This is a genomic window from Serratia sp. BNK-17, from assembly GCF_048684935.1.
GTDB lineage: Bacteria > Pseudomonadota > Gammaproteobacteria > Enterobacterales > Enterobacteriaceae > Serratia > Serratia nematodiphila.
The window spans coordinates 4,865,929-4,891,066 of record NZ_JBLQTR010000001.1; the positions used below are offsets into that span (position 1 = coordinate 4,865,929).

Here is a 25,138-nt window from a genome sequence, read left to right on the forward strand (position 1 = left end):
CGGCTCACTGGAGCTTCCCAGCCCATTCCTCTCAGGGATAGATGATGTTCAACGTGGCCGAGGTGTTAATTTCCCCCTGCGTCACGCCATCACGCTGATAAGGGTAATAATAAGCGCCCATGCCGATGATGAAATGACTGTTCAGGCTGCCGCCGGCGGCGACGTGAAACAGTGAGGTGGCGCGGTCGGCAATGTCTTCCTGCTGCATGTTCTGGCAGCTGATGTTCAGCGAGAACGGCGTGTAGCCGGGTTGGTTGTCATTCACCACCTGCGCCACGCCCATTTTGGGCAACCTGACCGTCAGGCCGGCGTTGAGGGTGAGCAGAGAGGCAGCGAAGAAACACAAGGGGGCGCGCTCTTGGCAAACACGCCCCAGATAACGGTTGGGGAGGCGGGAGGACTATTTTACCGACATATCCGTGCGGACGATGCCATGGTTTTTCATCACCTCTTCCATTGTGAGGTTCTCATCGTACGGCGTGTCGTCCACCACAACGTCTTGCGGGCGGACATAAGGTTTGGTCGCGCGTTTGAACATCCACCACCATACGAACACCAGGAAAGCGCCGGACTTCAAAAAGATCATGGTCCATAAGGCGACTTGATACCAGTTCATCTCTGTCTCCATAAGAGCATTAAGCAAAATTGATAAGGCGGCGTTGCTTGTCGCAGCGGTCACGCCTGGCAACAGCAGGCATCCGAGCGGCCGACCTTGATAGGTGCATAATCTCACCGACGCATGGCCCTTATCAATAGCCGATCGCGTTTCCTGCAGAAGCGCCCCGGTTTATCCGCACGCAAAAGCAAAAAACCCCGTGCTCAGAGAGCACGGGGTCAGAATGTATGGCGGAGGAGCAGAGATTCGAACTCTGGAACGGTTTCCCGTCGACGGTTTTCAAGACCGTTGCCTTCAGCCACTCGGCCACCCCTCCGCAACGACGCGCACTATAAACAGACCTTATTCGCTTGTAAAGCCCGAACGCGTTCAACCGCGCGAAAAATCGCCGCAGGCAAAGCAAGCGGCGATCAAACGAACACCCACCCCGCTGTTGCCATAATGATAACTAAGGGTAAAGATTGGTAAACAAACTTTAATCAAGCCCTTGCGCTGCCTATCATCGGGATTATTTTGTGATGGCCTGATAAGAGAGAGCATTATGGACCGCATTGTCGTCTCATCATCTTCGCGCGACTCGCTGCTCAGCACGCATAAAGTCCTGCGCAACACCTATTTCCTGTTATCCCTGACCCTGGCTTTCTCAGCCCTGACCGCGACCGCCAGTACAATGTTGGGTCTGCCTGCGCCAGGCTTGTTGCTGATGCTGGTCGGTTTCTACGGCCTGATGTTCCTGACCCATAAACTGGCCAACAGCCCGGCGGGCATTCTGGCGGCTTTCGCGCTGACCGGTTTCATGGGATACGCCCTCGGCCCGATCCTCAGTTCGTTCCTGAACGCGGGCGCGGGCGATCTGATCATGCTGGCGCTGGGCGGCACCGCCGCGGTGTTCTTCTGCTGCTCGGCGTATGTGCTGACCACCCGTAAAGACATGTCGTTCCTGTCCGGCATGATGATGGCCGGTTTTGTGGTGCTGCTGGTGGCGGTGATCGCCAACCTGTTCCTGCAGATCCCTGCTCTGCACCTTGCTATCAGCGCGCTGTTCATCCTGTTCTCCGCCGGCGCGATCCTGTGGGAAACCAGCAACATCATTCACGGCGGCGAGACCAACTACATTCGCGCCACCGTTAGCCTGTACGTGTCGCTCTACAACATGTTCATCAGCCTGTTGAGCATTCTGGGCTTCGCCCGCAGCAACTGATCGCGCGTTACGCATGTCTTCCAGGCCCCGCTCCGGCGGGGCTTTGTTTTTTGCGGCCGAAAAAATTTGCTAAACTGGCGGCCGTTCCGAATTATCCGTTATCGAGGCAGTATGTTGGAGTTTGAAGGTCAGGTTATCGACACTGACGCGCAGGGCTATCTGAAAAACAGCGCCGACTGGCATGAGGGCCTGGCGCCGCTGCTGGCCGCGCAGGAAGAGATCGTGCTCACCGAAGCACACTGGGAAGTGGTGCGCTTCGTGCGCGACTTCTATCAGGAATTCAATACGTCGCCGGCTATTCGCATGCTGGTCAAAGCCATGGCGCAGAAATACGGCGAAGAAAAAGGCAACAGCCGCTATCTGTATCGCCTGTTCCCGAAAGGGCCGGCCAAACAAGCCACCAAAATCGCCGGCTTGCCGAAACCGGTGAAATGCATCTGACCGCGCCGCCCGCAGCGCCGCTGCAGGCGAGCATTTAATAGCGAATGCCAAACCCGGCGTAATCGGCCCCCCCCTGCGGTTCCACCAGCACGCGTTCAACGCGCGCGCTGCGCGGGCCGCCCTGTTTCAACCACTCCACCAGCTTATCCACCTGCGCCTGTGTGCCGCAGGCCACCACCTGAACGCTGCCGTCATCGAGATTGCGCGCATAGCCGGTCACCCCCAACGCCTCGGCCTGCCGCTGAGTGGAATAGCGGAACCCTACCCCCTGCACCACGCCATACACATACGCAGCAATGCAAACTTGTGTCATAATCGCCCCCTTAATTCAGTTTTCATTATGGCATTGCCGTGCCTTTGCACCGCCATGTCACTCTTTCTATCCTAGCTGGCAGCATTATTAATTATGACCGTACGCCTGTTTCTCGCCAAAGGACGTGAAAAGTCCTTACTCCGTCGCCACCCTTGGGTGTTCTCCGGCGCCGTTCAACGTGTTGAGGGTAAAGCCCTCTCCGGTGAAACCATCGATATCCTCGACAGCCAGGGCAAGTGGCTGGCGCGCGGCGCCTATTCGCCCGAGTCGCAGATCCGCGCACGCGTCTGGACTTTCCAGCAGGATGAAGAGATTAACATCGATTTCTTCATTCGCCGCCTGCAGCAAGCGCAAAGCTGGCGCGACTGGGTCGCGCAGCGTGACGGTCTGGACGGATACCGCCTGATCGCCGGCGAGTCCGACGGCCTGCCGGGCATCACTATCGATCGCTTCCAGAATTTCCTGGTGCTGCAGCTGCTGTCCGCCGGTGCCGAATACCAGCGCCCGGCCCTGCTTTCCGCCCTGCAGCATTGCTACCCGGAATGTTCGATTTACGATCGCTCCGACGTTGCGGTGCGTAAAAAAGAAGGCCTGCCGCTGGCGCAGGGCCTGGTGCTGGGCGATTTGCCGCCGGAACTGCTGCCGATCGCTGAACACGGCATGAAGCTGCTGGTGGACATTCAGCAAGGGCACAAGACCGGTTTCTACCTCGACCAACGCGACAGCCGCCTGGCGGCGCGGAACTACTCTGCCGGCCGCCGAGTGCTGAACTGCTTCTCCTACACCGGCGCCTTCGCCGTTTCCGCTCTGATGGGCGGCTGCGCGCAGGTGATCAGCGTGGATACCTCGCAGGCGGCGCTGGACATCGCCAAACAGAACGTCGAACTCAACAGACTGGATCTGAACAAGGCGGAGTTCGTTCGCGATGACGTGTTCCAGCTGCTGCGCAACTACCGCGCTCAAGGCGAAAAATTCGATCTGATCATCATGGATCCGCCGAAATTCGTCGAGAACAAGAATCAGCTGGCCAGCGCCTGCCGCGGCTACAAAGACATCAACATGCTGGCGCTGCAGTTGCTGAATCCAGGCGGCATTCTGCTCAGCTTCTCCTGCTCCGGCCTGATGCCGACCGACCTGTTCCAGAAAATTTTGGCCGATGCCGCTGTAGATGCCGGACGTGATGTACAATTTATAGAGCAGTTCCGCCAGGCTGCCGATCACCCGGTGATCGCCACGTATCCTGAGGGGCTGTATCTGAAAGGCTTCGCTTGTCGGGTGATGTAACTTGAAATGCGCTGCCTTGCCCCCATATATGAGCAAGGCATTGTTTCTCAGGAGGTCATCATGATTGCCAGCAAATTCGGTATCGGACAACAGGTTAGGCATAAACTGCTGGGGTATTTGGGGGTCGTTATCGATATCGACCCGGAATACTCTTTAGAACAACCCAAAGCTGACGAGATAGCGGCGAACGACGAACTGCGTTCCGCCCCTTGGTACCACGTGGTGATGGAAGACGAGGAAGGCCAACCGGTGCACACCTATCTGGCGGAAGCGCAGCTGGATGGCGAGCCCCAGGAAGCGCATCCCGAACAACCATCGCTGGATGAACTGGCGGAATCCATCCGTCACCAGTTACAGGCGCCACGTTTGCGCAATTGACCGCGCCAAGACCTGAGAAACCCCGAGAGGGCCCGGCATCGTGCCAGGCCCTTTTTTTATTTAGCGCTCCAGCCCTAAACGCGGGATTTCTATTTTCGGGCAGCGATCCATCACTACGCGCAGCCCAGCCTGTTGCGCCAGCGCTGCCGCCTGATCGTTGATCACCCCTATCTGCAACCACAGCGCCCTGGCGCCGATCGCTATCGCCTCTTGCGCCACGCCGTAAGCCGCCTCCGAATTGCGAAACACGTCAACCATATCCACCGGCTGTGGGATAGCGGCCAGCGTAGGGTAAACCTGCTGCCCCAGCAGCGTCTGCCCCGCCAGTTTTGGGCTGACCGGGATCACCTGATACCCTTGTGCCAACAGATATGCCATCACACCATAACTGGGCCGCGACGGGTTATCGCTGGCGCCGACCAGCGCGATGGTTTTCACCTGCTGCAACAACTCAACAATCTCTTGATCTTGCATCTTCAACTCCCGTTTATCACTGCGTCACTTTCCATTTCGAGTGTAACCGATCGGCATTCGCTCGGTTAAACGCTAATGCGAAGGAAACTTCACCGCAATCTTATGGTCAGAGGCTGTCGCGGTTCAGCTGCGCACGGTCGTGTCTAATCGCGATAAAATATGTAAAAATGTAAACAAAATACCCGATTGAAAAATTTTGACACAACCTATGCCGTGTTCAACACTTAGAGCTACGTCACTTTATAAGGAGATAATGATGAAATTTGGTCTGGTGGTTGCGGCGTTGCTCAGCATCAGTATGCCTGCCGCGGCTACGACCCTGAAACTCTCCCCGGACATCGACCTGCTGGTGGTCGACGGCAAGAAAATGACAGGTTCGTTGTTAAAAGGTGCCGACAGCCTTGAACTGGATGGCGGGCAGCACCAGTTGCTGTTTAAAGTGACCAAAACCGTACGTTCCGGCCAGCATACACAGGCCTATACCTCCCTGCCGCTGGTTGCCAGCTTCAATACGCAAAAGATCAGCCAAGTGGCGATCGAACTGCCGCGCATCGAGAACGATCGTGATGCGCAACGCTTTGACAGAACGTTAAATTATCTGGTGGTCGATAAAGACGGCAACGCCTTGCCATTCCGGCATGATGCGCTGCATCCCGACAGCGTCACCTTCAATACCGATTTGGAAAAGGTGATGACCGATTACAACCGCCAGAACCGCCCAGCCTCCGTTCCGACCTTTGTGCAGGCGAACGCAGGCAATCCCTCAACCCCCGCGTTGGCCGGCGCACCGCTGAATGCCCCGACGGTGACGTTGAAAGGTGAAAACGTGTCGGAACAGATGTTGCAATACTGGTTCCAACAGGCCGACAAGGAAACACAGAAGCGCTTCCTGCGCTGGGCCAATAAACAACCGATTCGCTGATCCCTCCCGGCGTCTTTCCCCGCAAAGGCGCCTTTTCTTCGCATTTTCAGGCGCAAACGCTAGGCAGTGAAAAACAGTTTCAGTAATCTGTCGCACATCCCCCCGATTAGCGAAGGACACTGAGATGGAATTGACTACCCGCACTATCGCCGCGCGCAAACACATTGCGCTGGTGGCGCACGATCACCGTAAACAGGCCCTGTTGGAGTGGGTAGAAAGCCACAAGACTATTCTGGCGCAGCATCAGCTGTACGCCACCGGTACGACCGGCAACCTGATACAACGCGCCAGCGGCATTCCCGTCACCAGCATGCTGAGTGGCCCGATGGGCGGCGATCAGCAGGTTGGCGCACTGATTGCGGAAGGCAAGATAGACATGCTGATCTTCTTCTGGGATCCGTTGAACGCGGTGCCGCACGATCCGGACGTGAAGGCGCTGCTACGGCTGGCGACCGTATGGAATATTCCGGTGGCCACCAACCGCTCGACCGCGGACTTTCTGATCGACTCTCCGCTGTTCAAAAGCGAGGTGGAGATCGCTATCCCCGACTATCAGCGCTACCTGCAAGACCGCCTGAAGTAGTTCCTCACGGCCTGGCTGCCGCCAGGCCCGAGCTTACGGTTTTTTCTGCACCGGTACGCCAAGATCCTGCAGGTGTTCAACGAATACCGAAGGGTGCTCACGATCCTGCAACAGCCATACCTGATGTTTAGCGCGAGTTAACGCGACATACAGCAGACGGCGTTCTTCGGCATCCGGGAAATCCTCCGGCCGCGGCAGTAGCACCTCTTCCAACACCGACTCGCGCGCCACGGCGGGGAAACCGTCACGCCCCTCATGCAAACCGGCAATGATGACGTATTCCGCCTGCTGCCCCTTGCTGGCGTGGATGGTCATAAACTCCAGATTCAGTTTAGGCCAGCGGGTGGCCGCTTTCGCCAACGCTTCCGGTTTCAAATGATGGTAACGCGCCAGCACCAGAATGCGTTCATCCGGCTTGGCGTAGCCGCTCAGCTTGTCCAGTAAGGGTTCCAACTGCTCGTGCGGCAGGATCGCCACCGACTTTTTATTGCCCTTGCTCAGGCTGTTGAGCGGTTTTTTCAGCTGGTGCGGATTCTGCTGCACGAACCGGTTGGCCACCTCGCCGATACGTTCGTTGAAGCGATAAGTCGTGTCCAGCGCGCACTGCGCCCCTTCGCCGAAGTGGGTGGCAAAAGCCGTGGTTAACGTCAACTCTGCGCCACTGAAGCGATAAATCGCCTGCCAGTCATCCCCCACCGCAAACAGGCAGGTCTGCTTGTTCTGTCGGCGCAATGCCGCCAGCAATAACGCACGCTGCGGTGAGATATCCTGAAATTCGTCGACCAGAATATGTTTCCACGGGCTGACGAAGCGCCCCTTGTCGAGAATGTTGACTGCCTGATGGATCAGGCCGGAGAAGTCTACCGCCCCTTCCTCTTTCAAGGCGCTTTTCCAGGCTTTCAGCAGCGGCGCCATCAGCCGGATGCGTTTTGAAAACAGATCGCGGATTTCTTCATCCGCCTGCTCAATCATTTCCGCCTGGCTGCCGCCGTGCATGCGCATCAACCCCAGCCACCGCTCGAGCCGGCCCGCCAGGCGATCCGCGAGGCGTTTATCTTGCCAGAAGTCGCCTTCCGGCACTTCCCATTCCAGCTCCTCAGTCAACCATTGACGCCACCCCTTGGCCTGGGCTTTCTTCTCCGCGCACTGTTGGCGCCAATGGGTAATCAGCAGCGCTTTGCGCGCGTTGGCATCGGTTTCCAACCGGCTGATGGCCGGCGCTTTGCGGCTGCCTTGTTGAATGATTTGCAGCGCCAAGGCATGGAAGGTCTTGGCCTGAATGCCGACATCGCCCAAACGTTCTTTGATGCGGTCGTTCATCTCGCCGGCGGCCTGGCGGCCGAACGCCAACAGCAAGATTTGCCCCGGCTCCGCCTCCTGACGGCGCAGCAGCCAGCCGGCGCGCGCCACCAGCACCGACGTTTTGCCGCTGCCGGCGCCGGCCAACACCAGCACGGAATCCTCGCCATTGACCACCGCCCGGCTCTGGGCGTCGTTGAGCGGCGAGCTCTCGACGGTCTGGAAGAAGTCGTGATGTTGCTCCAGCATGCGATCGGTCCACTGCCGGTTGCGTTGTTCAACGCTGCGTTGCCCCTGCTGCAGCCATTGCAGACACAGATGGTAATCGGCCCGGCAGTTATCGAATTCATCCAGGCGCGCTACCGGCATCGGCAGCGCGGAGAAAGCCTCACGAATTTGCTGCTGCAGCTTGCCCAGCTCAGACTTTTTGAACCATTTATCTTGCTGCTCAATGCGCTGAATCTGCGCCACCTGCTGTTGCAGCACGCCGGCGCTGACCTCACTCATTTCGGCGCTCCAGTGCTGCCACGCCTGCTGCAGATAGTGATAAAAACGCTGCGTTTCCTGCCATTCGGTGCCGTGCAGCCGCACCACTTTTTCGTCCGGCAATTCAAATTCCAGCTCGCCCCAGACGATGCCGCGCTTGCACCTGACCTGAATCAGTTGATTGAAGGGGATCAGGTATTCATGTTTTTCCCCGCTCACCTCAACGCCGGCGTGCAGCAACCGCACACGGTTATAAGGGTGCTGAGCCAGGTGTTTCCCCAGCGATGTCGCTTTAAGTTCCATATCGTCGCGCCATGACTATGTTGAGAGTAAATAACGGATATCTGCCAGTTTACCTGCGATAAGCAGTGGCACTCTAGCGCTAAAAAAAGGGTAGAATAGATTTTGCGTTTTTATCGTGAATACGCCCGCATCGCGGTTTGGCTATCATTAGAGCAGAATGACGTCTATGCGTACTGTACTGAATATTCTTAATTTTGTGTTGGGCGGTTTCTTCACCACGCTAGGCTGGCTCATTGCGACAGTGTTCAGCGTGCTGCTGGTCATCACGCTGCCGCTCACTCGCTCCTGCTGGGAAATCACCAAGCTGTCGCTGGTGCCGTTTGGCAACGAGGCGATACATGTCGATGAACTGTACCCGGAGAAAAGCAATGCGCTGCTCTCCGCCGGCGGCTCACTGCTCAACATTATCTGGCTGGTTCTGTTCGGCTGGTGGCTGTGCCTGTCACACATCGCCGCCGGTATCGTGCAATGCGTTTCAATCATCGGCATTCCGGTCGGTATCGCCAATTTCAAAATAGCCGCCATCGCGCTGTGGCCGGTGGGGCGCCGCGTCGTCTCGGTAGAAATGGCTCAGCAAGCGCGTATTGAGAATGCTCGCCGCCACTATCATCAGCGTTAATTTTTTCTCCGTTTGAGGAGTTTTTTGTGCTCTCTTTTGCACCCGCAGTACGTCGTTATACCTACAACAGCAATCTGCTGTACCACCTGCGCATTCTTATTGCGCTGATCGGCACCACCGCCGTTCCCTGGTGGCTGGGCATTCCCAAGCTGACTATCCCGCTGACGCTGGGCGTGGTGGCAGCGGCACTGACCGATTTGGACGACCGCCTGGCCGGCAGGTTACGTAACCTGCTGATCACGTTGGTGTGCTTCTTTGTCGCCTCCGCTTCAATCGAACTGCTGTTCCCCTATCCCTGGTTGTTCGCCCTTGGCTTAACCACCTCAACCTGCGGTTTTATCCTGCTGGGCGCCTTAGGGCAACGTTACGCCACCATCGCCTTCGGCGCGCTGCTGATCGCGGTTTACACCATGCTCGGCACCGCCATGTACGATGCCTGGTATCAGCAACCGCTGCTGCTGGTGATCGGCGCGCTGTGGTATAACCTGCTGACGCTGGCGGGCCACCTGCTGTTCCCTATCCGGCCGCTGCAAGAGAACCTGGCGCGCTGCTACGAGCAGCTGGCCAACTATCTGGATGCCAAGGCCAACCTGTTCGATCCCGACGCCGAACGCGACGCCGACCTGCCATGGATGGATGTCGCGATGGCCAACAGCGCGTTGGTCGCGTTGCTGAACCAGACCAAAGCCTCGCTGCTGACGCGCCTGAAAGGCGATCGCGGCCAACGCGGCACCCGCCGCACCTTGCACTACTATTTTGTCGCGCAGGATATCCACGAACGCGCCAGCTCTTCCCATGTTCAGTACCACGCGCTCAGCCGGCAATTCCGTCACAGCGATATTTTATTCCGCTTCCAGCGTTTGCTGAGCATGCAGGCGCGCGCCTGCCGCCAGCTGGCACAATCGATCCTGCTGCGGCAAAAATACCAGCACAACCCGCGTTTTGAGCCAGCCTTCAGCCGCATTCAGGAGGCCTTGGCACGCATAACCGAAACCCAGGGCAATTCAGAGCAAACCAAAGCGCTGGCGCACCTGCTGAAAAATCTGCATGCGATCGATGCGCAGCTGGCCAATATCGAGTCAGAGCAGACGCTGGCCAGCGGGCAGGCGGAAGAGAACAGCCTGGCCGACGATCGCTTAACCGGCTGGAGCGACATCCGACTGCGCATCAGCCGCCATTTGACGCCGCAGTCTGCCCTGTTCCGCCATGCGATCCGCATGTCGGTAGTGCTGTGCGTGGGTTACGCCTTCATCCAGTTCACCGGCATGCAACACGGTTACTGGATCCTGTTGACCAGCCTGTTCGTCTGCCAACCGAACTACAACGCGACCCGCCGGCGCCTGGCGCTGCGCATCATCGGCACTCTGGCCGGTATCCTGATTGGCCTGCCAATCCTCTATTTCGTGCCTTCCGTAGAAGGACAACTGGTGTTGATCGTCATCACCGGTGTCCTGTTCTTCGCTTTTCGCACCGTACAGTATGCCCATGCAACGATGTTCATCACGCTGCTTGTGTTGCTGTGCTTTAACCTGTTGGGTGAAGGTTTCGAAGTAGCAGCCCCGCGCGTTTACGATACCTTGTTGGGTTGCGCCATCGCCTGGGCGGCGGTCAGCTTTATCTGGCCGGACTGGAAGTTCCGCCAGCTGCCGGCGGTGGTGGATAAAACGCTGAATGCCAACTGTCGCTATCTGGACGCCATTCTGGTGCAATATCATCAGGGTAAGGATAACGGGCTCGCTTACCGCATCGCGCGGCGAGATGCCCACAACAGCGATGCCGAACTGGCTTCGGTCATCTCCAACATGTCCGCCGATCCCAAGGCCGACAAGGCGTTGCAGGAAGCCGCCTTCCGTCTGCTCTGCCTGAACCACACTCTCCTGAGTTATATCTCGGCGTTGGGGGCGCACCGCGAGCGGTTGAATACCCCTGCCACACTCGATCTGCTCAATGATGCCGTGTGTTACGTGGACGGCGCCTTGCATCAGGAAGAACGGAACAGCCAGCGTATTGCGCAAGCGCTGGAACAACTGGCGGAGCGCATTCGCACAGCCGTTCCGGAACCTGAAAGCAAAGAACAGTTGGTTTTGCAGCAGGTGGGGCTAATGCTCGAGCTGCTGCCGGAACTCACCGCACTCCATACCCAAATCAATAAGGCAACCTAATTATTCAGGGCCCGCTCGATGGGCCCTGAACTACTGGCTCATGCCCATGGCGGCGCATAGCCATCGTATGATCGAACCAGCGCACCAGTTCGTTGCGCAATTCGGTCGGCAATGCCGCCTGATGATAGCCGGCTATCGCGCCGCCCAGCGACAGCAGCACGCGCAACCCCAGATTGGTCTGCTGTTGCAGCAGGCGAAGATAGCTACGTTTGGCGCCATGCAGCCGCAGGTCATAGGCATTGCGAATACCCGCTCGCCATAGCAAGCGCTCCATGTTGACATCTATATTTGGCAACGCCTTCAATCTGCCGTGATCGCCGGCCTTGAGCCGCTGCTCTCGGCGCGCTTCCCTGATGGCCTGCCAGGCCAACCCTACCAGCTCGTTGCGTTCCCGCCACAGCGACTCGTCAACCCAGTAATAGCGCAAGGTGATGGGCACACCGCGCTTGGAATAGACCATATTGACCATGCCCCGGGCGCGAAAGGCCGGTTCCATGCTCGCCGTAGCCCGCAAGTACAATTCCCCTTCCGCTACTACCGCAAACATTATCCCTTCAGCCAGCAGCCCATAGCCGCCAAACTGTGATCGTGTTGTGATAGCGCCCAGCGCCGCAAAGCAATTTTTAGCCTGCGCGATCCTTCTCGTCGACATCCTTTTCATAGCGTTCCTCCTTTTTAGGTTCTGGCCGTATTATTTCTCTCATCAATGAAAAAAGTAACGTGAACAACTAATTAGAAAAATACGCACTATCCGCCCGCCTGCCAATCACAAAAACCGCCAGTACAAAAAATGATCGCAATTATGCGAGCCGCTACGAAAATTTGGGTTGATCTTATCCTAAATCAGGGATACTGTATAAACATACAGTAACACGACAGGCGGGAACTTTATGCGTACTCAATCACTCTACCAACCTCATTTCGGCCATGGCTCTTATACAACGCGCAATGTTGCGAAGAACACGGATATCGGCAAAGAGAATGGCTTGATCAGTGAACTTGTTTACAACGAGCGCCAGCCCGCAGTGGCCCAATTACTGTTGCCCCTGCTGCTGCAATTGGGCAGGCAGCCTCGCTGGCTTCTGTGGCTGACGCCGCAGCAAAAATTAAGCAAGCAATGGCTGCAGCAATCCGGCCTGCCTGTAGATAAAATGGTGCAATTGAGCCAGATCAGCCCGGTGAATACGGTCGAGGCGATGGAAAAAGCGCTGCAAACGGGAAATTACAGCGTAGTTCTCGGCTGGTTGCCCGAGCTAACGGAGGAGGATCGTCTAAAATTAAGACGTGCGGCAGAATTGGGTAATGCCTATGGGTTTATCATGCGCCCTCAGCGTGACATTAGCCCGACTCACGGACACTGTTCCACCCTAAAAATTCACTCTTCTTTGTATCATTAAGTAAATTTAGGATTTTTCCCATCATTTTCGCACCCCCTAAGCGGAACCTTTGCGTGGGAAGGCAAAAAGCGAGTCCGGCTGCGGTTTGGCAGGCAAAAACGCTCGATGGATCGCCGCTTTTTTAGGCTAAGAATGTTAGCAAATATGTACGATTCCGCGTTTTTTTTTAGAGCCTTATCACATCACACTTGTAACTTTCGCGCCACGTTGTAGACTTTACATCGCCAAGGTTGCTCTATAACGTCAGAAAAACTGGCGAGTAACAAACGAGGGCTTAAACCTTGGCGAAGGAATTTAACCAAGGGCTTAAACAGCTTTAAAGCTCATTGCCTATTTGGATGATAACGAGGCGCAAAATGAAAAAGACAGCTATCGCATTAGCAGTGGCACTGGCAGGTTTCGCTACCGTAGCGCAAGCCGCTCCAAAAGATAACACCTGGTACACCGGTGCTAAACTGGGCTGGTCCCAGTACCACGACACTGGTTTCTACGGTAACGGTTACCAGAACGGTATCGGCAACGGCCCAACCCACAAAGATCAGCTGGGTGCCGGCGCGTTCCTGGGCTACCAGGCAAACCAATACCTGGGCTTCGAGCTGGGCTATGACTGGCTCGGCCGCATGCCTTACAAAGGCAGCGTGAACAACGGTGCTTTCAAAGCGCAGGGCGTTCAACTGGCCGCTAAACTGAGCTACCCAATTGCTGACGATCTGGACATCTACACTCGTCTGGGTGGTATGGTATGGCGTGCAGACTCCAAAGCTAACTACGGCCGTACTGGTCAGCGTCTGAGCGACCACGACACCGGCGTTTCTCCGCTGGCTGCTGTTGGTGTTGAATACGCACTGACCAAAAACTGGGCTACTCGCCTGGATTACCAGTTCGTAAGCAACATCGGTGACGCAGGTACCGTTGGCGCACGTCCAGACAACACCATGCTGAGCCTGGGCGTTTCTTACCGCTTCGGTCAGGATGACGTAGTTGCTCCAGCACCAGCTCCGGCTCCAGCTCCAGTTGTTGAAACCAAGCGTTTCACTCTGAAGTCTGACGTGCTGTTCAACTTCAACAAATCTACTCTGAAAGCAGAAGGCCAGCAGGCTCTGGATCAGCTGTACACCCAGCTGAGCTCTATGGATCCTAAAGACGGCTCTGTAGTTGTTCTGGGTTACACCGACGCCGTTGGTTCTGACCAGTACAACCAGAAACTGTCTGAACAACGCGCACAGAGCGTTGTTGACTACCTGGTCTCCAAAGGCATCCCGTCAGACAAAATCTCTGCACGTGGTATGGGTGAAGCAGAGCCAGTTACTGGCAACACCTGTGGCTACAAATCTGGCCGCGCTACCAAAGCTCAGATCGCTTGCCTGGCACCAGATCGTCGCGTAGAGATCGAAGTTAAAGGTATCAAAGACGTTGTAACTCAGCCTCAGGGCTAAGTTTACTCGCCTAATAAAAAACCCCGCCAATGCGGGGTTTTTTTTCGTCCTCTTGTTGCCAGAACATTCAATGCCTGGCTCCATAGGGGCGTTCTCACGCGCTTACTTGGGATCTTTGCCAAGAATCGCCTTCAAGTCTTCTTTCAACGACGACATCTGGTTCGCATACTTTTCTTTGCGTTCAGCGTCTTCGATAAGCTGCACGACGGTTTCCGACAGCGTAACGCCACGGCGGCGCGCCAAGGCAGCCAATCGTTGCCAAACCAAAAACTCCAGATCGATAGATTTTTTACGCGTATGCTGATGTTCTGCGTTAAAATGACGTTTGCGGCGGGCGCGGATCGTTTGTTTCATCCGGTTATCCAGTTCCGGATTCATATGAGCGGCAATCCATGCAAGTACCTTTACCGGCTCATTTTCCAGCTTCAGCAGCTCGTTAACCGCCTCCTGAGCAGCGCTGTTTTCAATGTAGCGGGTAATGAGTTCCCCTTCCCGATGCTTCTTCACCAGGTACTTCCATTTCCAACCGCTCTCCAGATTTTCCAGTTGCTGATATTTCATCTTGAGCTCTTCAGTGACCGCGTAACTTCAAATAAGCATAACAGCTTTGCGCCGAATTTCCCCGGCAATTAAACCGTCTTTTAGACTGTTTTTTGCACAGTCACCGTGCGATGTCAAACTCCCTGATGCCAACTGGCACTCCGCATGTATCAAGCCGCCGTTATTCTTGTATAATCGCCCTTTCCCTTTTTAACGATTGCATCTAACACTTTGACCAATAACCGACTTGAATGGCAATCTTTATTGCCGGACGTAACGCCTTATCAGGCGATATTTGATACCGCCGCTCAGTTGGCACCCGTGCCCTTTTCCGCCATTCAGCCTCGGCTGGAAAATGCCCTGACGCTATTTTGCCACCCCCAATCGCCACCGCGTTTCATGCTGTTGAAAGCGCAAGAAACGCGTGAGTATCTGGAACTGATCGCTCACGCCGTCAAACCACTGCTGCCGAAAAATGCGGCATGCCGCGGTAGCCACTATGTCATTCAGGATGGCAAGGTCAGCGTCGAGCCTGCCAGCCGTGGCGATGAACCTTTTGCCGCCGGCGGCGCTTGTCTGTTCCAGGAGTGGATTGAACCGGAACAGCTGTTTGGCTGCGTACGGATCCACAATGGCGACATTACCCTGCAACCGGGTCTGGTGCACCAGGCCAACGGCGGCATTCTGATTCTGTCGGCGCGGGCGCTGCTTGCTCAGCCGTTGCTGTGGCTGCGGCTGAAGCAAATGATCGGCCAGCGCCAGTTCCACTGGGTTTCGCCTGACGAAACCCGCCCGCTGCCGATAGCTATTCCACCGATGCCGCTGGATCTGCGGCTGATTGTAGTCGGCGACCGTCACGGCCTGGCCGATTTTCACGATATCGAGCCGGAACTGAGTGAACAAGCGATCTACGGTGAATTCGAAGACGATCTGCAGCTGACTGAAGTTGATGATATGGCGCAGTGGTGCGGTTACGTCAACGGCGTGATTGCCGACCAGCAATTGCCGATGCTGGCGAACGATGCCTGGCCGCCGCTGATCGTTCAGGCTGTGCGTTACAGTGGCGATCAGGGCATTCTGCCACTCTCGCCGGTTTGGCTTGGCCAGCAGCTATCCGAAGCCGCACTGTATGCCGAAGAAGATCGCATTACGGCCAAAGCGTTCGAGGCGGCGTTAAATGCCCGAGAATGGCGTGAAAGCTACCTGGCCGAGCGTATGCAGGATGAGATTGAGTTGGGTCAGATCCTGATTGAAACCGAGGGTGAAGTGGTCGGACAGATCAACGGTCTGTCAGTCCTGGATTATCCCGGCCATCCACGCAGCTTTGGCGAACCGTCACGGATCAGTTGCGTTGTGCATCTCGGCGACGGCGAGTTCACCGACGTCGAGCGCAAAGCCGAACTGGGCGGCAACCTGCACGCTAAAGGCATGATGATCATGCAGGCGTTTCTGATCGCCGAACTGGATCTTGATCAGCAACTGCCCTTCTCCGCTTCCATCGTCTTTGAGCAATCTTATGGTGAAGTGGATGGTGACAGCGCCTCGCTGGCTGAGCTATGCGCATTGGTCAGCGCCCTGTCACAGCAACCGATCACCCAGCAGATCGCCGTCACCGGCTCCGTCGACCAATTCGGCAACGTACAGCCGATAGGTGGCGTTAACGAAAAGATCGAAGGCTTCTTCGAGGTTTGTGTTCGCCGCGGTCTGACGGGCAAACAGGGTGTCGTATTGCCCGTGACCAACGTGCGCCATCTGTGTCTGCGTCAAGATATCGTCGACGCGGTGCGCGAGGGGCAGTTCCATCTGTGGGCGGTAGAGAGCGCGGCGGAAGCCTTGCCTTTGCTCACAGGTTGCCTCTACTCTGACGAACAACAGCCGAATTTGTTGGCGGCCATTCAGGAACGGATTGCGCAGGTGAGCCTGCAGGAACGCCGTCGTCCGTGGCCGCTGCGCTGGCTCAACTGGTTCAACCACGGCTGATCGGACTTGTTCAGCGTACACGTGTTAGCTAACCTGCGTCCTTCATTAAAATAAGGCTTACTGAGAACATGGTAGATAAACGCGATTCCTATACGAAAGAAGACCTCGAAGCATCCGGCCGTGGCGAGCTGTTCGGCGCCGGTGGCCCACCGTTGCCGGCAGGTAACATGTTGATGATGGACCGCGTGGTCAAGATGACCGAAGACGGCGGGACGCACAACAAAGGTTATGTGGAAGCGGAGCTGGATATTAATCCGGACCTATGGTTCTTCGGTTGCCACTTTATCGGCGATCCGGTCATGCCAGGCTGTCTGGGCCTGGATGCGATGTGGCAGTTGGTCGGTTTCTACCTCGGTTGGCTGGGTGGCGAAGGCAAAGGCCGCGCGCTGGGCGTTGGTGAAGTCAAGTTTACCGGCCAGGTGCTGCCAACCGCGAAAAAAGTGACCTACCGTATTAACTTCAAACGCGTCATCACCCGTAAGCTGATCATGGGCGTCGCCGATGGCGAAGTGCTGGTTGACGGCGAAGTGATCTATACCGCCACCGATCTGAAAGTGGGTCTGTTCAAGGATACCACAGCGTTCTAATCACGCAGACGAGAGGGCGGCCATCGTCTTCTTTGCTAATGCTCTTCGCATGCCATCACGCCCAGCGTGATGGCATTTCTTTCTCTTACCGTTTAAACACTACCTACCTCCTTTAATCGCCCGTTACCGAACCGACTTATCCCTCCTGTCTCTACCCTTTTCCTGCCCGAAACGGTCAAAGCCACAGGCCAGTTTGAGCGCCCCCCTCCCACAGCCAGCTATCGACACGATAGCGTTTTTTGCATCCGGTTATTTTCTTGCCCCTTAAAATCACCTAGTATAGCCACCCATGTAACTACAATAAATGTACCAACTAAGGGCCGATATGCAAAAAACCCGCTTTAGCGATGCACCTTGCCCCGTCGCACGTTCATTAGATCGTGTCGGAGAATGGTGGAGCATCCTGATCCTGCGTGATGCCTTTCAGGGGTTATCCAAATTCGACGAATTCCAACAAAGTCTGGGGATGTCACCGACTCTCCTGGCCCGGCGACTGAAGGATTTGGTAGCCCACGGCATTCTGCATAAGCAACGTTATCAAACGCGGCCGGTTCGCTATCAGTATCTGCTCACCGAACGCGGCAACGATTTTCTCCCCGTGCTGGCAGCTCTCTCAGAATGGGGCAATCGCCATTTGATCGATGGTGACATCAGCGCCTTGTTAGTCGACGGCCGCACCGATCGGCCGATCCAGGTCCAATTGGTCAATGTCGATACCCAACAGCAGGTGCCGCCGCAGTTTATTACGTTGGCACCAGGGCCTGCGGCAAATGAAGGCATACATCAACGCGCCGCACTGATGCGGCAACGGCGCCTCGCCGATTTATCCGAACTTACCAAGGAGTAGTCATGAGCAATCGTCGTATCGTTATTACCGGCATGGGCGCCGTTTCACCATTAGGGTGCGGCGTGGAGACCATCTGGCAACGTTTGTTAAAAGGAGAGTCCGGCATTCGGGCTTTACCTGACGAGATCGTTGCAGATTTACCGATCAAGGTCGGAGGTCAGGTTCCGGCGCTGGCGCAGGATGCTGAAGCGGGCTTCAACCCCGACGCTGCCGTCGCCCCCAAGGACCAAAAGAAAATGGATCGCTTTATCCTGTTTGCCATGGCGGCGGCGGATGAAGCCGTTCGTCAGGCCGGCTGGATAGCCGATACGGAGGAAAAACAAGAGCGCACCGCCACCGTCATCGCCTCGGGCATTGGCGGCTTCCCGGCGATTGCCCAGGCGGTACGCACCACCGACAACCGCGGCGCCAAGCGCCTGTCGCCCTTCACCATCCCCTCTTTTCTGGTCAATCTGGCGGCCGGCCATGTTTCCATCAAGCATCGCTTCAAAGGCCCGATCGGCGCCCCGGTCACCGCCTGTGCGGCCGGCGTGCAAGCCATTGGCGACGCTGTGCGTCTGATCCGCAATGATGAGGCCGATATCGCGCTGTGCGGCGGTACCGAAGCCGCTATCGACACCGTCAGCCTGGGCGGGTTCGCCGCCGCGCGCGCTATGTCCACCGCACCGGCCGAGTTGGCAAGGCAGGCTTCCCGGCCTTTCGACAGTGTACGGGACGGATTTGTCATGGGGGAAGGTGCCGGCATGCTGGTGATTGAAACGCTGGAACACGCGCGGGCGCGCGGTGCCACACCGCTCGCGGAAATCGTCGGTTATGGCACCAGCGCCGACGCCTACCACATGACCTCCGGTGCCGAAGACGGCAACGGTGCTTATCGGGCGATGAAAATCGCGTTGAGGCAGGCGAACGTCGCCCCAGAAGAGGTTCAGCATTTAAACGCACACGCGACCTCAACGCCCGTGGGCGATCTGGGCGAAATCAATGCCATCAAACACCTGTTTGGCACGACAGGGAGCGTCGCGGTAACCTCGACAAAATCCGCCACCGGGCACCTGCTCGGCGCCGCCGGGGGGCTGGAAACCATCTTTACCGCCTTGGCGCTGCGCGATCAGATCGCCCCCGCGACGCTGAATCTGGACAATCCCGATCCGGCGGCGGCAGGTTTACACCTGGTCGCGAAACGGGCTGAATCGATGAACATAACCTACGCCTTATCGAACGGCTTCGGCTTTGGCGGCGTGAATGCGAGTATTCTACTGAAACGCTGGCAGGACGAGTAAACGGCACAAACAAAAACCTCCGCCAAGGGCGGAGGTTATTCCTTTTATTTGACAGGGAGCCGCTTAAGCGGTCACAGCCCTGTCTTCCATGGCTTCTCGCCAACCTCCCAGCCATTGAGACCGGGCGTCCACCGATGATTGGTAGGGACAATGTTCCCTGGAACGCCCTAAAATACCTGCCTGATACCCTCTCGAATGCGCCCTTTCCAGACGATCGCGTTTCTGTCTCTTCATGCCTCGTTTCCCTCATTTTGGTCTGGTGGAAAGAAAACAATGGCTGCTTTTTGCGCAGCCACGAGTAATCAATAGCGCTAAAAGAAGAGAAGATCAATGCGCAAAATTCACGCCAATGTCATATTTGTGAGCTACGCCCGAGGAAAGTGCTAAGTGGCTGATCTGCTGGGAAAGGGGTTAACTGTTTGAAATGAAATATAAATCCCTGCCAGCGAGAAAAAACGGATTTTCACGCCGACAGGGATTAGACGATTTTAGACCAAATTATGACTAAATGCCGCCCATCTGTGCTGCGATAGCCTGAGCTTCCTGCTGCCATCCCTGCGCCAGAGTGCGCACCAGGGCATCATAGCCGTCTTCACCCTGTTTCAGCTCCAGGTTGAAAGGCCTTTTGATCAAATGTCCCTGGCGGTTCAGCACCCACTCGCCGCGAATGATCGCCTTGCCGTCAAAACGGCCGTGGAAGCCGCTGATGGTCACGTTCAGCACATCCTGATCGCTGCTCATCGGCTGCGAAGAGACCACCCAGCCCGGCAGCGCGCTGCTCAGGTTGGTGACCAGCGTTTGCTGCAGCTGCTGGTCGAGCGGGCTGGCCCACAGGTTGTTCTGGGCTATCACATACTGTACGTCGTTGGTCTGATACACCACGCCGCTCTGCGCCAGATAATCCGCCACGCTCACGTGTTCCAGCCACAGCTGGCGCGTGGAAGCGCCGCTGCTGCTGGCCGCAGCAGGCGCCCCCAGCGCCGGCAACTGATAGTAAGTCTTCTGTGGCGAACTGCTGCAGGCGCTGAGCAACAGCGCCAGGGCTACCGGGATCCATTTCATCATTTCGTGGCCTTCTTCGGCTGAGGGTCAGTGCTGCCGGCGGCTTCAAACACCAGCGCGTTGCTCTTCTCATTCAGGGTGCGCAGCACCGGTTGCAGCTCACGCAACACCTGATCGAGGCGCTGCATGTCGCCCACCATCTTGTTGTAAGCCGGTGAACCAGGCTGGAGCCCTTTCATGCTGCGGTTCAGCTCCAGCAGCGTTTTCTGCATGTCCTGCGGCAGCGCCTGCATCTCTTTGCTGGCGATGATGTCGTTCAGCGACTTCATGGTCTGCTGCGTCGACTTCATGGTTTTCTGACTTTCCGCCAGCGTCTTGGTCGCTTCGTTGATCATCGGATTGATCGGCATCGAATTAATCTTATCCAACGTCTGCATCAATTTCTGCTGGATCTGCGCCAGACCGCCGCTGGTGGTCGGCATCAGCGGATAACCGAACAGCTCGCGCGGCCCTTTCCACGGTTTTTCCTGCGGATAGAAGTCGAGATCGATGTACAGCGAACCGGTCAGCAGGTTGGCGGACTTCATCGAAGCGCGCATGCCGCGAGACTCCGCATCTTTCAGGTGCCCTTCAATATCGAAGTTGCCGCCCAGCTGTTTCTGGAAGCGATCCGGCTCGATGCGGATCAGCACCGGAATGCGGTAATCGTTATCCAGACGCTGCGCCATGCCGTCTTTATAGAACGGCACCTGCGCCACCGTACCCAGACGGATGCCGCGGAACTCGACCGGCGCGCCCGGCTGCAGGCCGCGTACCGAGTCGGAGAAGAACAGCAGGTAATCCTTATGCACGGTATACAGCGAATCCTGCGTGCTGCGCTGGTTGTCGAACAGCTGATATTCCGCCTTCTCTTTCGCCTGATCGCCGCGATCCCAGCCGTCCGGCACGTCAAAACTGACCCCGCCGCTGAACAGCGTGGTCAACGAGCCCATCTCCACCCGCATGCCCTGCGCCGACATGTCAAACGCCACGCCGCTGTCTTTCCAGAAACGCACGTTGGTGGTGACCAACTGATCGTAAGGCGCGGTGATGAACAGCTGATAGCGCATGGCGCGTTCTTTAGGATCGAAGTAGCTGGTTTCCACCGACCCGACGCGATAACCGCGGAACAGCACCGGATCGCCGGCGTTGAGCTGGCCTGATTTCTCGCTGTCCAGCACGATGCGCAACCCTTTGGCATCCGGGGAGGCCAGCGGCGGCGCATCGAGCAGCTGATAGTTGTCTTTGCCGTCTTTGCCTTTGTTGCCCGGCTGCAGTTCGATATAGGCGCCGGAGAGCAGCGTGCCCAGCCCGGAGACGCCTTCACGGCCGATCTGCGGCTTCACCACCCAGAAAGCGGAATCCTGGCGCAGCAATTTTTCCATGCCGGAATTGAGGCGCGCCTGCACCATCACCTTGCTCAGGTCATCGCTCAACGTGACGGTTTCCACCACGCCGACGTCAACACTGCGGCTTTTGATTTTGGTTTTACCCGCTTCCAGCCCTTCCGCCGTCGAGGTCACCAGCGTCACCACCGGCCCCTGATGGCTGAAGTGGTAAAACAGGATCCAGGCGCCGATCAGCGCGGTCACGATGGGAATGATCCACACCGGCGACCAGCGTTTGATCTTCTCAACGTCTGCGACGCTATGATTATTTTCCGTCACCTTGCGGCTCCTTGTTGATTGTTTCACTTGCGCGATCCCAGGTCAGCCGGGGATCAAATGTCATGGCGGCGAACATGGTGAGGATCACCACCAGCGCGAACAGCACGGCGCCCGTCGCGGGATAAATGCTCATCAACTGCCCCATTCGCACCAGCGCCGACAGCACGGCGATCACAAACACGTCGATCATTGACCAACGGCCAACGAATTCGACCACTTCATAAATCAGATGCATACGCTCGCTGTCGGCACGCGGTTTCTTCCTGCCGTTCGCATCCCAGCACAGCCAGCCGATCGCCAACATTTTCAGCGACGGCACCATGATACTGGCGATGAAAATCACCATCGCCACCGGATAAGAGCCGTCCCCCCACAGCAGGATCACCCCCGCCATGATGGTGGAGTTCATCTTGTTGCCCAGCGCCTCGGTCACCATGATCGGCATCAGGTTGGCCGGAATATACAGCATGACAGAGGTCACCAGCAGCGCCAGCGTCCACTGCAGGCTGTGACGACGCCGCACGTAGCCCTTGGTGTGACAGCGCGGACAGCGCACCTGGTCGGCCGGCAGGATCGCCGTGCAGCACGCGCAAGATCGCACGCCCTGGCGCATGCCGGTGCGCCCCACCGTCAGCGGGCGATGAAGTCGCGGCGCCGGTTCGATATCCTGCCACAACCAGCGCCGGTCCACGCACTGGAAGGCGCGCACCTGCAGCAGGCAGAACAGGCAGTAAGGCACGAAGCTACTGCCGATGCCGATATCGCCGTAGGCCATCAGCTTGACGAAGCTGACCAGCACCCCGGCGAGGAAAATTTCCACCATGCACCAGGTCTTGAACTGGAACAGCACCCGAGCCATCCACTCTTTGAGCCCCAGCGGCAAGCGCACTCTGGCGCACAGCAGGATAATCGCCACCATGCAAAACGCCGGGATCAGCTGCACGAACACCATAAACAAGGTGGCCATGCTGGCGTAGTCTTCCGCCACCATCACTTCCGGGATTTGGATCAGCCGGATTTCGTTGCCGAGGCCGGCGACGCGCATGTTGATAAACGGGAAAATGTTGGCCAGCACCAGCATGAACAAGGCGCTGAGCGCGTAACCGATCGGCCGCTTGCGCGGCTCGTCCCAGCGGGCGCTGAGCGTGGTTTTGCAGCGCGGGCATACCGCTTTGCTGCCATAGGCCAGCGGCGGCAGCGCCACCAGCATGTCGCACTGCGGACACAGCATCAGGTTATCCTGCTGCGCCGCCGAGGGTGCGGAATGACTATGCTGCTGATGATTGTTGTGGGAACACACCATATTCCTCCTAAATAACGTCGCTCACCGGCACGTCGATGCCGCCCGCAGCAGCGCGCGGGCGGCATCGCAACGGTCAGCCGTTTTTCATCGCTTCCAGCTCTTCCCAACGGGCGAAAGCCTGTTCCAGCGCTTGCTCGGCATCAGCCAGCGCCGTCAGCACTTCTTGCGTTTCGCTATGCGGCCGCGTGAAGAAGTCGGCGTCGCTCATCTGCGCCTGCAGCGCTTCGATTTCCGCTTCCAGCTGTTCGAGCCGCTGCGGCAACTGTTCCAGCTCACGCAGCAGGTTGTAACTCAGCTTGGCCGCCGTTTTCTTCGGCTGTTCGGCCTTTTTCTCCGCCGCCGGTTTGCTCGCGCTCGGCGCCGCCTGACGAATCGGTTTCGCCGTCGCGCGCTGATGATGCGCATCGTAGTAACCGCCGACGAAGGCATTGATCACGCCGTTGCCTTCGAAGATCCAGCACTCGGTCACCGAGTTGTCAACGAACTGACGATCGTGGCTGACCAGCAGCACGGTGCCCTGATAGCCGTCGATCAGCTCTTCCAGCAGCTCCAGCGTTTCGACGTCGAGATCGTTGGTTGGTTCATCGAGGATCAGCAGATTGCTCGGTTTCAGAAACAGCTTAGCCAACAGCAGGCGGTTACGCTCACCGCCCGACAGCGCCTTCACCGGCGTCATCGCGCGTTTCGGGTGGAACAGGAAGTCCTGCAGATAGCCCAATACGTGGCGAGGACGGCCGTTGACCATCACTTCCTGCTTGCCTTCCGCCAGGTTGTCCATCACCGTGCGCTCAGGATCGAGATCGGCGCGGTGCTGGTCGAAATAGGCCACTTCCAGCTTGGTGCCGCAGTGCACGCGGCCGCTGTCGGCTTTCAGCTGACCGAGCATCAGTTTCAGCAGCGTGGTTTTGCCGCAGCCGTTCGGCCCCACCAGCGCAATCTTGTCGCCACGCTGCACCTGGGCGGAGAAACCGCGCACCAGCACCTTTTCGCCAACCTGATAATTGACGTCTTCCAGCTCGAACACGATTTTGCCGGAGCGGGTCGCCTCTTCCACCTGCATTTTGGCGGTGCCCATCACTTCGCGGCGCTGCGAGCGCTCGACGCGCAGCGCCTTCAGCGCGCGCACGCGGCCTTCATTGCGGGTGCGGCGCGCCTTGATGCCCTGACGGATCCAGACCTCTTCCTGCGCCAGCTTGCGGTCGAACTCGGCGTTTTGCAGCTCTTCCACCCGCAGCGCTTCTTCTTTGCTCTGCAGATACAGATCGTAGTTGCCCGGCCAGGAAACCAGCTTGCCGCGATCCAGATCGACGATGCGCGTCGCCATGTTGCGGATAAACGAACGGTCGTGCGAGATGAAGACGATGCTGCCGTCGAACTCTTTCAGGAAACCTTCCAGCCAGTCGATGGTTTCGATATCCAGGTGGTTGGTCGGTTCGTCGAGCAACAACACGCGCGGCGAGCTCACCAGCGCGCGGCCCAGCGCCGCTTTACGCAGCCAGCCGCCGGACAGTGAGGAAAGCTCGGCGTCGCCGTTCAGCCCCAGCTGCAGCAGCACTTCGCTGATGCGGCTGTCGAGCTGCCACAGCCCCTGGTGATCGAGGATCTCCATGATTTGCGCCATGCGCGCCAGGTTTTTCTCGCTCGGGTCGCTTTCCACCAGGTGGGAGATCGCGTGATAGGCCTTCAGGTGTTCCGCCTGCTCCGCAACGCCTTCCGCCACGAAGTCGAACACGCTGCCGCCGATATTGCGCGGCGGATCCTGTTGCAGACGCGCCACGATCAGATCCTGTTCGTAGATCACCCGGCCGTCGTCCAGCGGGATCTCTTTGCCGAGGATCTTCAGCAGCGTGGATTTGCCGGCGCCATTGCGCCCGACCAGACACACGCGCTCGTTGTCTTCAATATGAATTTCGGTGTTGTCTAACAGTGGCGCATCGCTGAAAGAGAGCCAGGCGCCGGACATGCTGATTAACGACATA

General features: G+C 57.3%; 26 protein-coding genes and 1 tRNA gene. 14 read left to right on the plus strand and 13 right to left on the minus strand.

Translation table 11 applies throughout. The features are described from left to right. Positions 1-31 precede the first annotated feature (31 nt). From ACMGF7_RS23360 to ACMGF7_RS23370, 3 genes are all read right to left on the minus strand, one after another. Positions 32-346 carry a hypothetical protein gene (locus ACMGF7_RS23360; protein WP_241487032.1) on the minus strand — a complete coding sequence of 105 codons (315 nt, stop codon included), beginning with the start codon at positions 344-346 and terminating at the stop codon, positions 32-34. A 54-nt stretch (positions 347-400) separates the two neighbouring features. Continuing rightward, positions 401-616, minus strand: coding sequence for a hypothetical protein (locus ACMGF7_RS23365; protein WP_016928277.1), 216 nt, complete (start codon positions 614-616; stop codon positions 401-403). Between the two features lie 228 nt (positions 617-844). Continuing rightward, positions 845-932 (minus strand) — tRNA-Ser (locus ACMGF7_RS23370). 225 nt (positions 933-1,157) lie between these two features. Here ACMGF7_RS23370 and yccA point away from each other — a divergent pair. Both yccA and tusE read left to right on the plus strand, forming a co-directional pair. Next, positions 1,158-1,817 carry an FtsH protease modulator YccA gene (gene yccA / locus ACMGF7_RS23375; RefSeq protein WP_004928091.1) on the plus strand — a complete coding sequence of 220 codons (660 nt, stop codon included), beginning with the start codon at positions 1,158-1,160 and terminating at the stop codon, positions 1,815-1,817. A gap of 111 nt (positions 1,818-1,928) precedes the next feature. Next, a complete protein-coding gene (tusE, locus tag ACMGF7_RS23380) occupies positions 1,929-2,258 on the plus strand; it encodes a sulfurtransferase TusE (protein WP_004928095.1) in 330 nt (109 codons plus the stop codon). A gap of 34 nt (positions 2,259-2,292) precedes the next feature. Here tusE and yccX read toward each other — a convergent pair whose 3' ends face one another. After that, a complete protein-coding gene (gene yccX, locus ACMGF7_RS23385) occupies positions 2,293-2,571 on the minus strand; it encodes an acylphosphatase (protein ID WP_049239714.1) in 279 nt (92 codons plus the stop codon). Positions 2,572-2,664: 93 nt separating this feature from the next. Here yccX and rlmI point away from each other — a divergent pair, with 93 nt between their 5' ends. Further along, on the plus strand, positions 2,665-3,855 hold the full coding sequence (gene rlmI, locus ACMGF7_RS23390) for a 23S rRNA (cytosine(1962)-C(5))-methyltransferase RlmI (protein ID WP_049239715.1): 1,191 nt from the start codon (positions 2,665-2,667) through the stop codon (positions 3,853-3,855). Positions 3,856-3,915: 60 nt separating this feature from the next. After that, positions 3,916-4,233, plus strand: a complete 318-nt coding sequence (gene hspQ / locus ACMGF7_RS23395) for a heat shock protein HspQ (RefSeq protein WP_004928104.1) — start codon at positions 3,916-3,918, stop codon at positions 4,231-4,233. 60 nt (positions 4,234-4,293) lie between these two features. Here the strand turns inward: hspQ and ACMGF7_RS23400 are convergent, their stop codons facing one another. Beyond that, positions 4,294-4,707, minus strand: a complete 414-nt coding sequence (locus ACMGF7_RS23400) for a CoA-binding protein (protein WP_033633420.1) — start codon at positions 4,705-4,707, stop codon at positions 4,294-4,296. A 256-nt stretch (positions 4,708-4,963) separates the two neighbouring features. On the opposite strand from ACMGF7_RS23400, the gene ACMGF7_RS23405 reads away from it, so the two are divergent. Both ACMGF7_RS23405 and ACMGF7_RS23410 read left to right on the plus strand, forming a co-directional pair. After that, complete coding sequence (locus ACMGF7_RS23405) at positions 4,964-5,629, plus strand: DUF2057 family protein (RefSeq protein WP_004928109.1); 666 nt, start codon at positions 4,964-4,966, stop codon at positions 5,627-5,629. A 124-nt stretch (positions 5,630-5,753) separates the two neighbouring features. Further along, the gene (locus ACMGF7_RS23410; RefSeq protein WP_015377363.1) at positions 5,754-6,212 is read left to right on the plus strand and encodes a methylglyoxal synthase; all 459 of its coding nucleotides are present in this window, start codon (positions 5,754-5,756) and stop codon (positions 6,210-6,212) included. Positions 6,213-6,245: 33 nt separating this feature from the next. Here the strand turns inward: ACMGF7_RS23410 and helD are convergent, their stop codons facing one another. After that, entirely contained in the window at positions 6,246-8,300 is a 2,055-nt protein-coding gene (helD, locus tag ACMGF7_RS23415; protein WP_131164400.1) for a DNA helicase IV, read from the minus strand. Between the two features lie 166 nt (positions 8,301-8,466). Here helD and ACMGF7_RS23420 point away from each other — a divergent pair, with 166 nt between their 5' ends. Further along, positions 8,467-8,919 carry a YccF domain-containing protein gene (locus tag ACMGF7_RS23420; RefSeq protein WP_004928120.1) on the plus strand — a complete coding sequence of 151 codons (453 nt, stop codon included), beginning with the start codon at positions 8,467-8,469 and terminating at the stop codon, positions 8,917-8,919. A gap of 26 nt (positions 8,920-8,945) precedes the next feature. After that, positions 8,946-11,081, plus strand: a complete 2,136-nt coding sequence (yccS, locus tag ACMGF7_RS23425; protein WP_049239717.1) for a YccS family putative transporter — start codon at positions 8,946-8,948, stop codon at positions 11,079-11,081. Between the two features lie 4 nt (positions 11,082-11,085). On the opposite strand, the gene ACMGF7_RS23430 is transcribed toward yccS, so the two are convergent. Further along, positions 11,086-11,742, minus strand: a complete 657-nt coding sequence (locus tag ACMGF7_RS23430) for a TfoX/Sxy family DNA transformation protein (protein ID WP_049239718.1) — start codon at positions 11,740-11,742, stop codon at positions 11,086-11,088. A 229-nt stretch (positions 11,743-11,971) separates the two neighbouring features. On the opposite strand from ACMGF7_RS23430, the gene sulA reads away from it, so the two are divergent. Both sulA and ompA read left to right on the plus strand, forming a co-directional pair. Continuing rightward, positions 11,972-12,478 carry an SOS-induced cell division inhibitor SulA gene (gene sulA, locus ACMGF7_RS23435; protein WP_164095244.1) on the plus strand — a complete coding sequence of 169 codons (507 nt, stop codon included), beginning with the start codon at positions 11,972-11,974 and terminating at the stop codon, positions 12,476-12,478. A gap of 356 nt (positions 12,479-12,834) precedes the next feature. Beyond that, on the plus strand, positions 12,835-13,914 hold the full coding sequence (gene ompA, locus ACMGF7_RS23440; RefSeq protein WP_049239724.1) for a porin OmpA: 1,080 nt from the start codon (positions 12,835-12,837) through the stop codon (positions 13,912-13,914). A gap of 102 nt (positions 13,915-14,016) precedes the next feature. On the opposite strand, the gene matP is transcribed toward ompA, so the two are convergent. After that, complete coding sequence (matP, locus tag ACMGF7_RS23445; RefSeq protein WP_004928138.1) at positions 14,017-14,475, minus strand: macrodomain Ter protein MatP; 459 nt, start codon at positions 14,473-14,475, stop codon at positions 14,017-14,019. 210 nt (positions 14,476-14,685) lie between these two features. Between matP and ACMGF7_RS23450 the strand changes: the two genes are divergently transcribed. The 4 genes from ACMGF7_RS23450 to fabF all read left to right on the plus strand — a co-directional run bounded on the left by ACMGF7_RS23450 (position 14,686) and on the right by fabF (position 19,148). Next, positions 14,686-16,434, plus strand: coding sequence for an AAA family ATPase (locus tag ACMGF7_RS23450; protein ID WP_164095245.1), 1,749 nt, complete (start codon positions 14,686-14,688; stop codon positions 16,432-16,434). A gap of 68 nt (positions 16,435-16,502) precedes the next feature. After that, on the plus strand, positions 16,503-17,021 hold the full coding sequence (gene fabA / locus ACMGF7_RS23455; RefSeq protein WP_004928144.1) for a bifunctional 3-hydroxydecanoyl-ACP dehydratase/trans-2-decenoyl-ACP isomerase: 519 nt from the start codon (positions 16,503-16,505) through the stop codon (positions 17,019-17,021). A gap of 325 nt (positions 17,022-17,346) precedes the next feature. Next, on the plus strand, positions 17,347-17,868 hold the full coding sequence (locus tag ACMGF7_RS23460) for a winged helix-turn-helix transcriptional regulator (protein ID WP_033633685.1): 522 nt from the start codon (positions 17,347-17,349) through the stop codon (positions 17,866-17,868). A gap of 2 nt (positions 17,869-17,870) precedes the next feature. Further along, positions 17,871-19,148, plus strand: coding sequence for a beta-ketoacyl-ACP synthase II (fabF, locus tag ACMGF7_RS23465; RefSeq protein ID WP_420286728.1), 1,278 nt, complete (start codon positions 17,871-17,873; stop codon positions 19,146-19,148). A gap of 63 nt (positions 19,149-19,211) precedes the next feature. On the opposite strand, the gene rmf is transcribed toward fabF, so the two are convergent. The 5 genes from rmf to ACMGF7_RS23490 form a co-directional block, all read right to left on the minus strand. Continuing rightward, positions 19,212-19,382, minus strand: a complete 171-nt coding sequence (gene rmf, locus ACMGF7_RS23470; RefSeq protein ID WP_004928150.1) for a ribosome modulation factor — start codon at positions 19,380-19,382, stop codon at positions 19,212-19,214. Between the two features lie 270 nt (positions 19,383-19,652). Then, positions 19,653-20,213, minus strand: coding sequence for a membrane integrity-associated transporter subunit PqiC (gene pqiC / locus ACMGF7_RS23475; protein WP_060559149.1), 561 nt, complete (start codon positions 20,211-20,213; stop codon positions 19,653-19,655). Continuing rightward, positions 20,210-21,856, minus strand: a complete 1,647-nt coding sequence (gene pqiB / locus ACMGF7_RS23480) for an intermembrane transport protein PqiB (protein WP_049187516.1) — start codon at positions 21,854-21,856, stop codon at positions 20,210-20,212. The genes pqiC and pqiB overlap by 4 nt, the downstream gene beginning before the upstream one ends. After that, a complete protein-coding gene (gene pqiA / locus ACMGF7_RS23485) occupies positions 21,843-23,159 on the minus strand; it encodes a membrane integrity-associated transporter subunit PqiA (RefSeq protein WP_015377352.1) in 1,317 nt (438 codons plus the stop codon). The genes pqiB and pqiA overlap by 14 nt, the downstream gene beginning before the upstream one ends. Before the next feature lie 73 nt (positions 23,160-23,232). After that, positions 23,233-25,137 (minus strand): ABC transporter ATP-binding protein, encoded by a 1,905-nt coding sequence (locus ACMGF7_RS23490; protein WP_015377351.1) that lies wholly within the window; start codon positions 25,135-25,137, stop codon positions 23,233-23,235. Position 25,138: the final 1 nt, after the last annotated feature.

What these genes read in the sequence shown, in the direction of transcription:
- ACMGF7_RS23365 (WP_016928277.1), bottom strand. Translation starts at nt 616, where the DNA reads ATGAACTGGTATCAAGTCGCCTTATGGACCATGATCTTTTTGAAGTCC.
- yccA (WP_004928091.1), top strand. Translation starts at nt 1,158, where the DNA reads ATGGACCGCATTGTCGTCTCATCATCTTCGCGCGACTCGCTGCTCAGC.
- tusE (WP_004928095.1), top strand. Translation starts at nt 1,929, where the DNA reads ATGTTGGAGTTTGAAGGTCAGGTTATCGACACTGACGCGCAGGGCTAT.
- yccX (WP_049239714.1), bottom strand. Translation starts at nt 2,571, where the DNA reads ATGACACAAGTTTGCATTGCTGCGTATGTGTATGGCGTGGTGCAGGGG.
- rlmI (WP_049239715.1), top strand. Translation starts at nt 2,665, where the DNA reads ATGACCGTACGCCTGTTTCTCGCCAAAGGACGTGAAAAGTCCTTACTC.
- hspQ (WP_004928104.1), top strand. Translation starts at nt 3,916, where the DNA reads ATGATTGCCAGCAAATTCGGTATCGGACAACAGGTTAGGCATAAACTG.
- ACMGF7_RS23400 (WP_033633420.1), bottom strand. Translation starts at nt 4,707, where the DNA reads ATGCAAGATCAAGAGATTGTTGAGTTGTTGCAGCAGGTGAAAACCATC.
- ACMGF7_RS23405 (WP_004928109.1), top strand. Translation starts at nt 4,964, where the DNA reads ATGAAATTTGGTCTGGTGGTTGCGGCGTTGCTCAGCATCAGTATGCCT.
- ACMGF7_RS23410 (WP_015377363.1), top strand. Translation starts at nt 5,754, where the DNA reads ATGGAATTGACTACCCGCACTATCGCCGCGCGCAAACACATTGCGCTG.
- helD (WP_131164400.1), bottom strand. Translation starts at nt 8,300, where the DNA reads ATGGAACTTAAAGCGACATCGCTGGGGAAACACCTGGCTCAGCACCCT.
- ACMGF7_RS23420 (WP_004928120.1), top strand. Translation starts at nt 8,467, where the DNA reads ATGCGTACTGTACTGAATATTCTTAATTTTGTGTTGGGCGGTTTCTTC.
- ACMGF7_RS23430 (WP_049239718.1), bottom strand. Translation starts at nt 11,742, where the DNA reads ATGAAAAGGATGTCGACGAGAAGGATCGCGCAGGCTAAAAATTGCTTT.
- sulA (WP_164095244.1), top strand. Translation starts at nt 11,972, where the DNA reads ATGCGTACTCAATCACTCTACCAACCTCATTTCGGCCATGGCTCTTAT.
- ompA (WP_049239724.1), top strand. Translation starts at nt 12,835, where the DNA reads ATGAAAAAGACAGCTATCGCATTAGCAGTGGCACTGGCAGGTTTCGCT.
- matP (WP_004928138.1), bottom strand. Translation starts at nt 14,475, where the DNA reads ATGAAATATCAGCAACTGGAAAATCTGGAGAGCGGTTGGAAATGGAAG.
- fabA (WP_004928144.1), top strand. Translation starts at nt 16,503, where the DNA reads ATGGTAGATAAACGCGATTCCTATACGAAAGAAGACCTCGAAGCATCC.
- ACMGF7_RS23460 (WP_033633685.1), top strand. Translation starts at nt 17,347, where the DNA reads ATGCAAAAAACCCGCTTTAGCGATGCACCTTGCCCCGTCGCACGTTCA.
- fabF (WP_420286728.1), top strand. Translation starts at nt 17,871, where the DNA reads ATGAGCAATCGTCGTATCGTTATTACCGGCATGGGCGCCGTTTCACCA.
- rmf (WP_004928150.1), bottom strand. Translation starts at nt 19,382, where the DNA reads ATGAAGAGACAGAAACGCGATCGTCTGGAAAGGGCGCATTCGAGAGGG.
- pqiC (WP_060559149.1), bottom strand. Translation starts at nt 20,213, where the DNA reads ATGATGAAATGGATCCCGGTAGCCCTGGCGCTGTTGCTCAGCGCCTGC.
- pqiA (WP_015377352.1), bottom strand. Translation starts at nt 23,159, where the DNA reads ATGGTGTGTTCCCACAACAATCATCAGCAGCATAGTCATTCCGCACCC.
- ACMGF7_RS23490 (WP_015377351.1), bottom strand. Translation starts at nt 25,137, where the DNA reads ATGTCGTTAATCAGCATGTCCGGCGCCTGGCTCTCTTTCAGCGATGCG.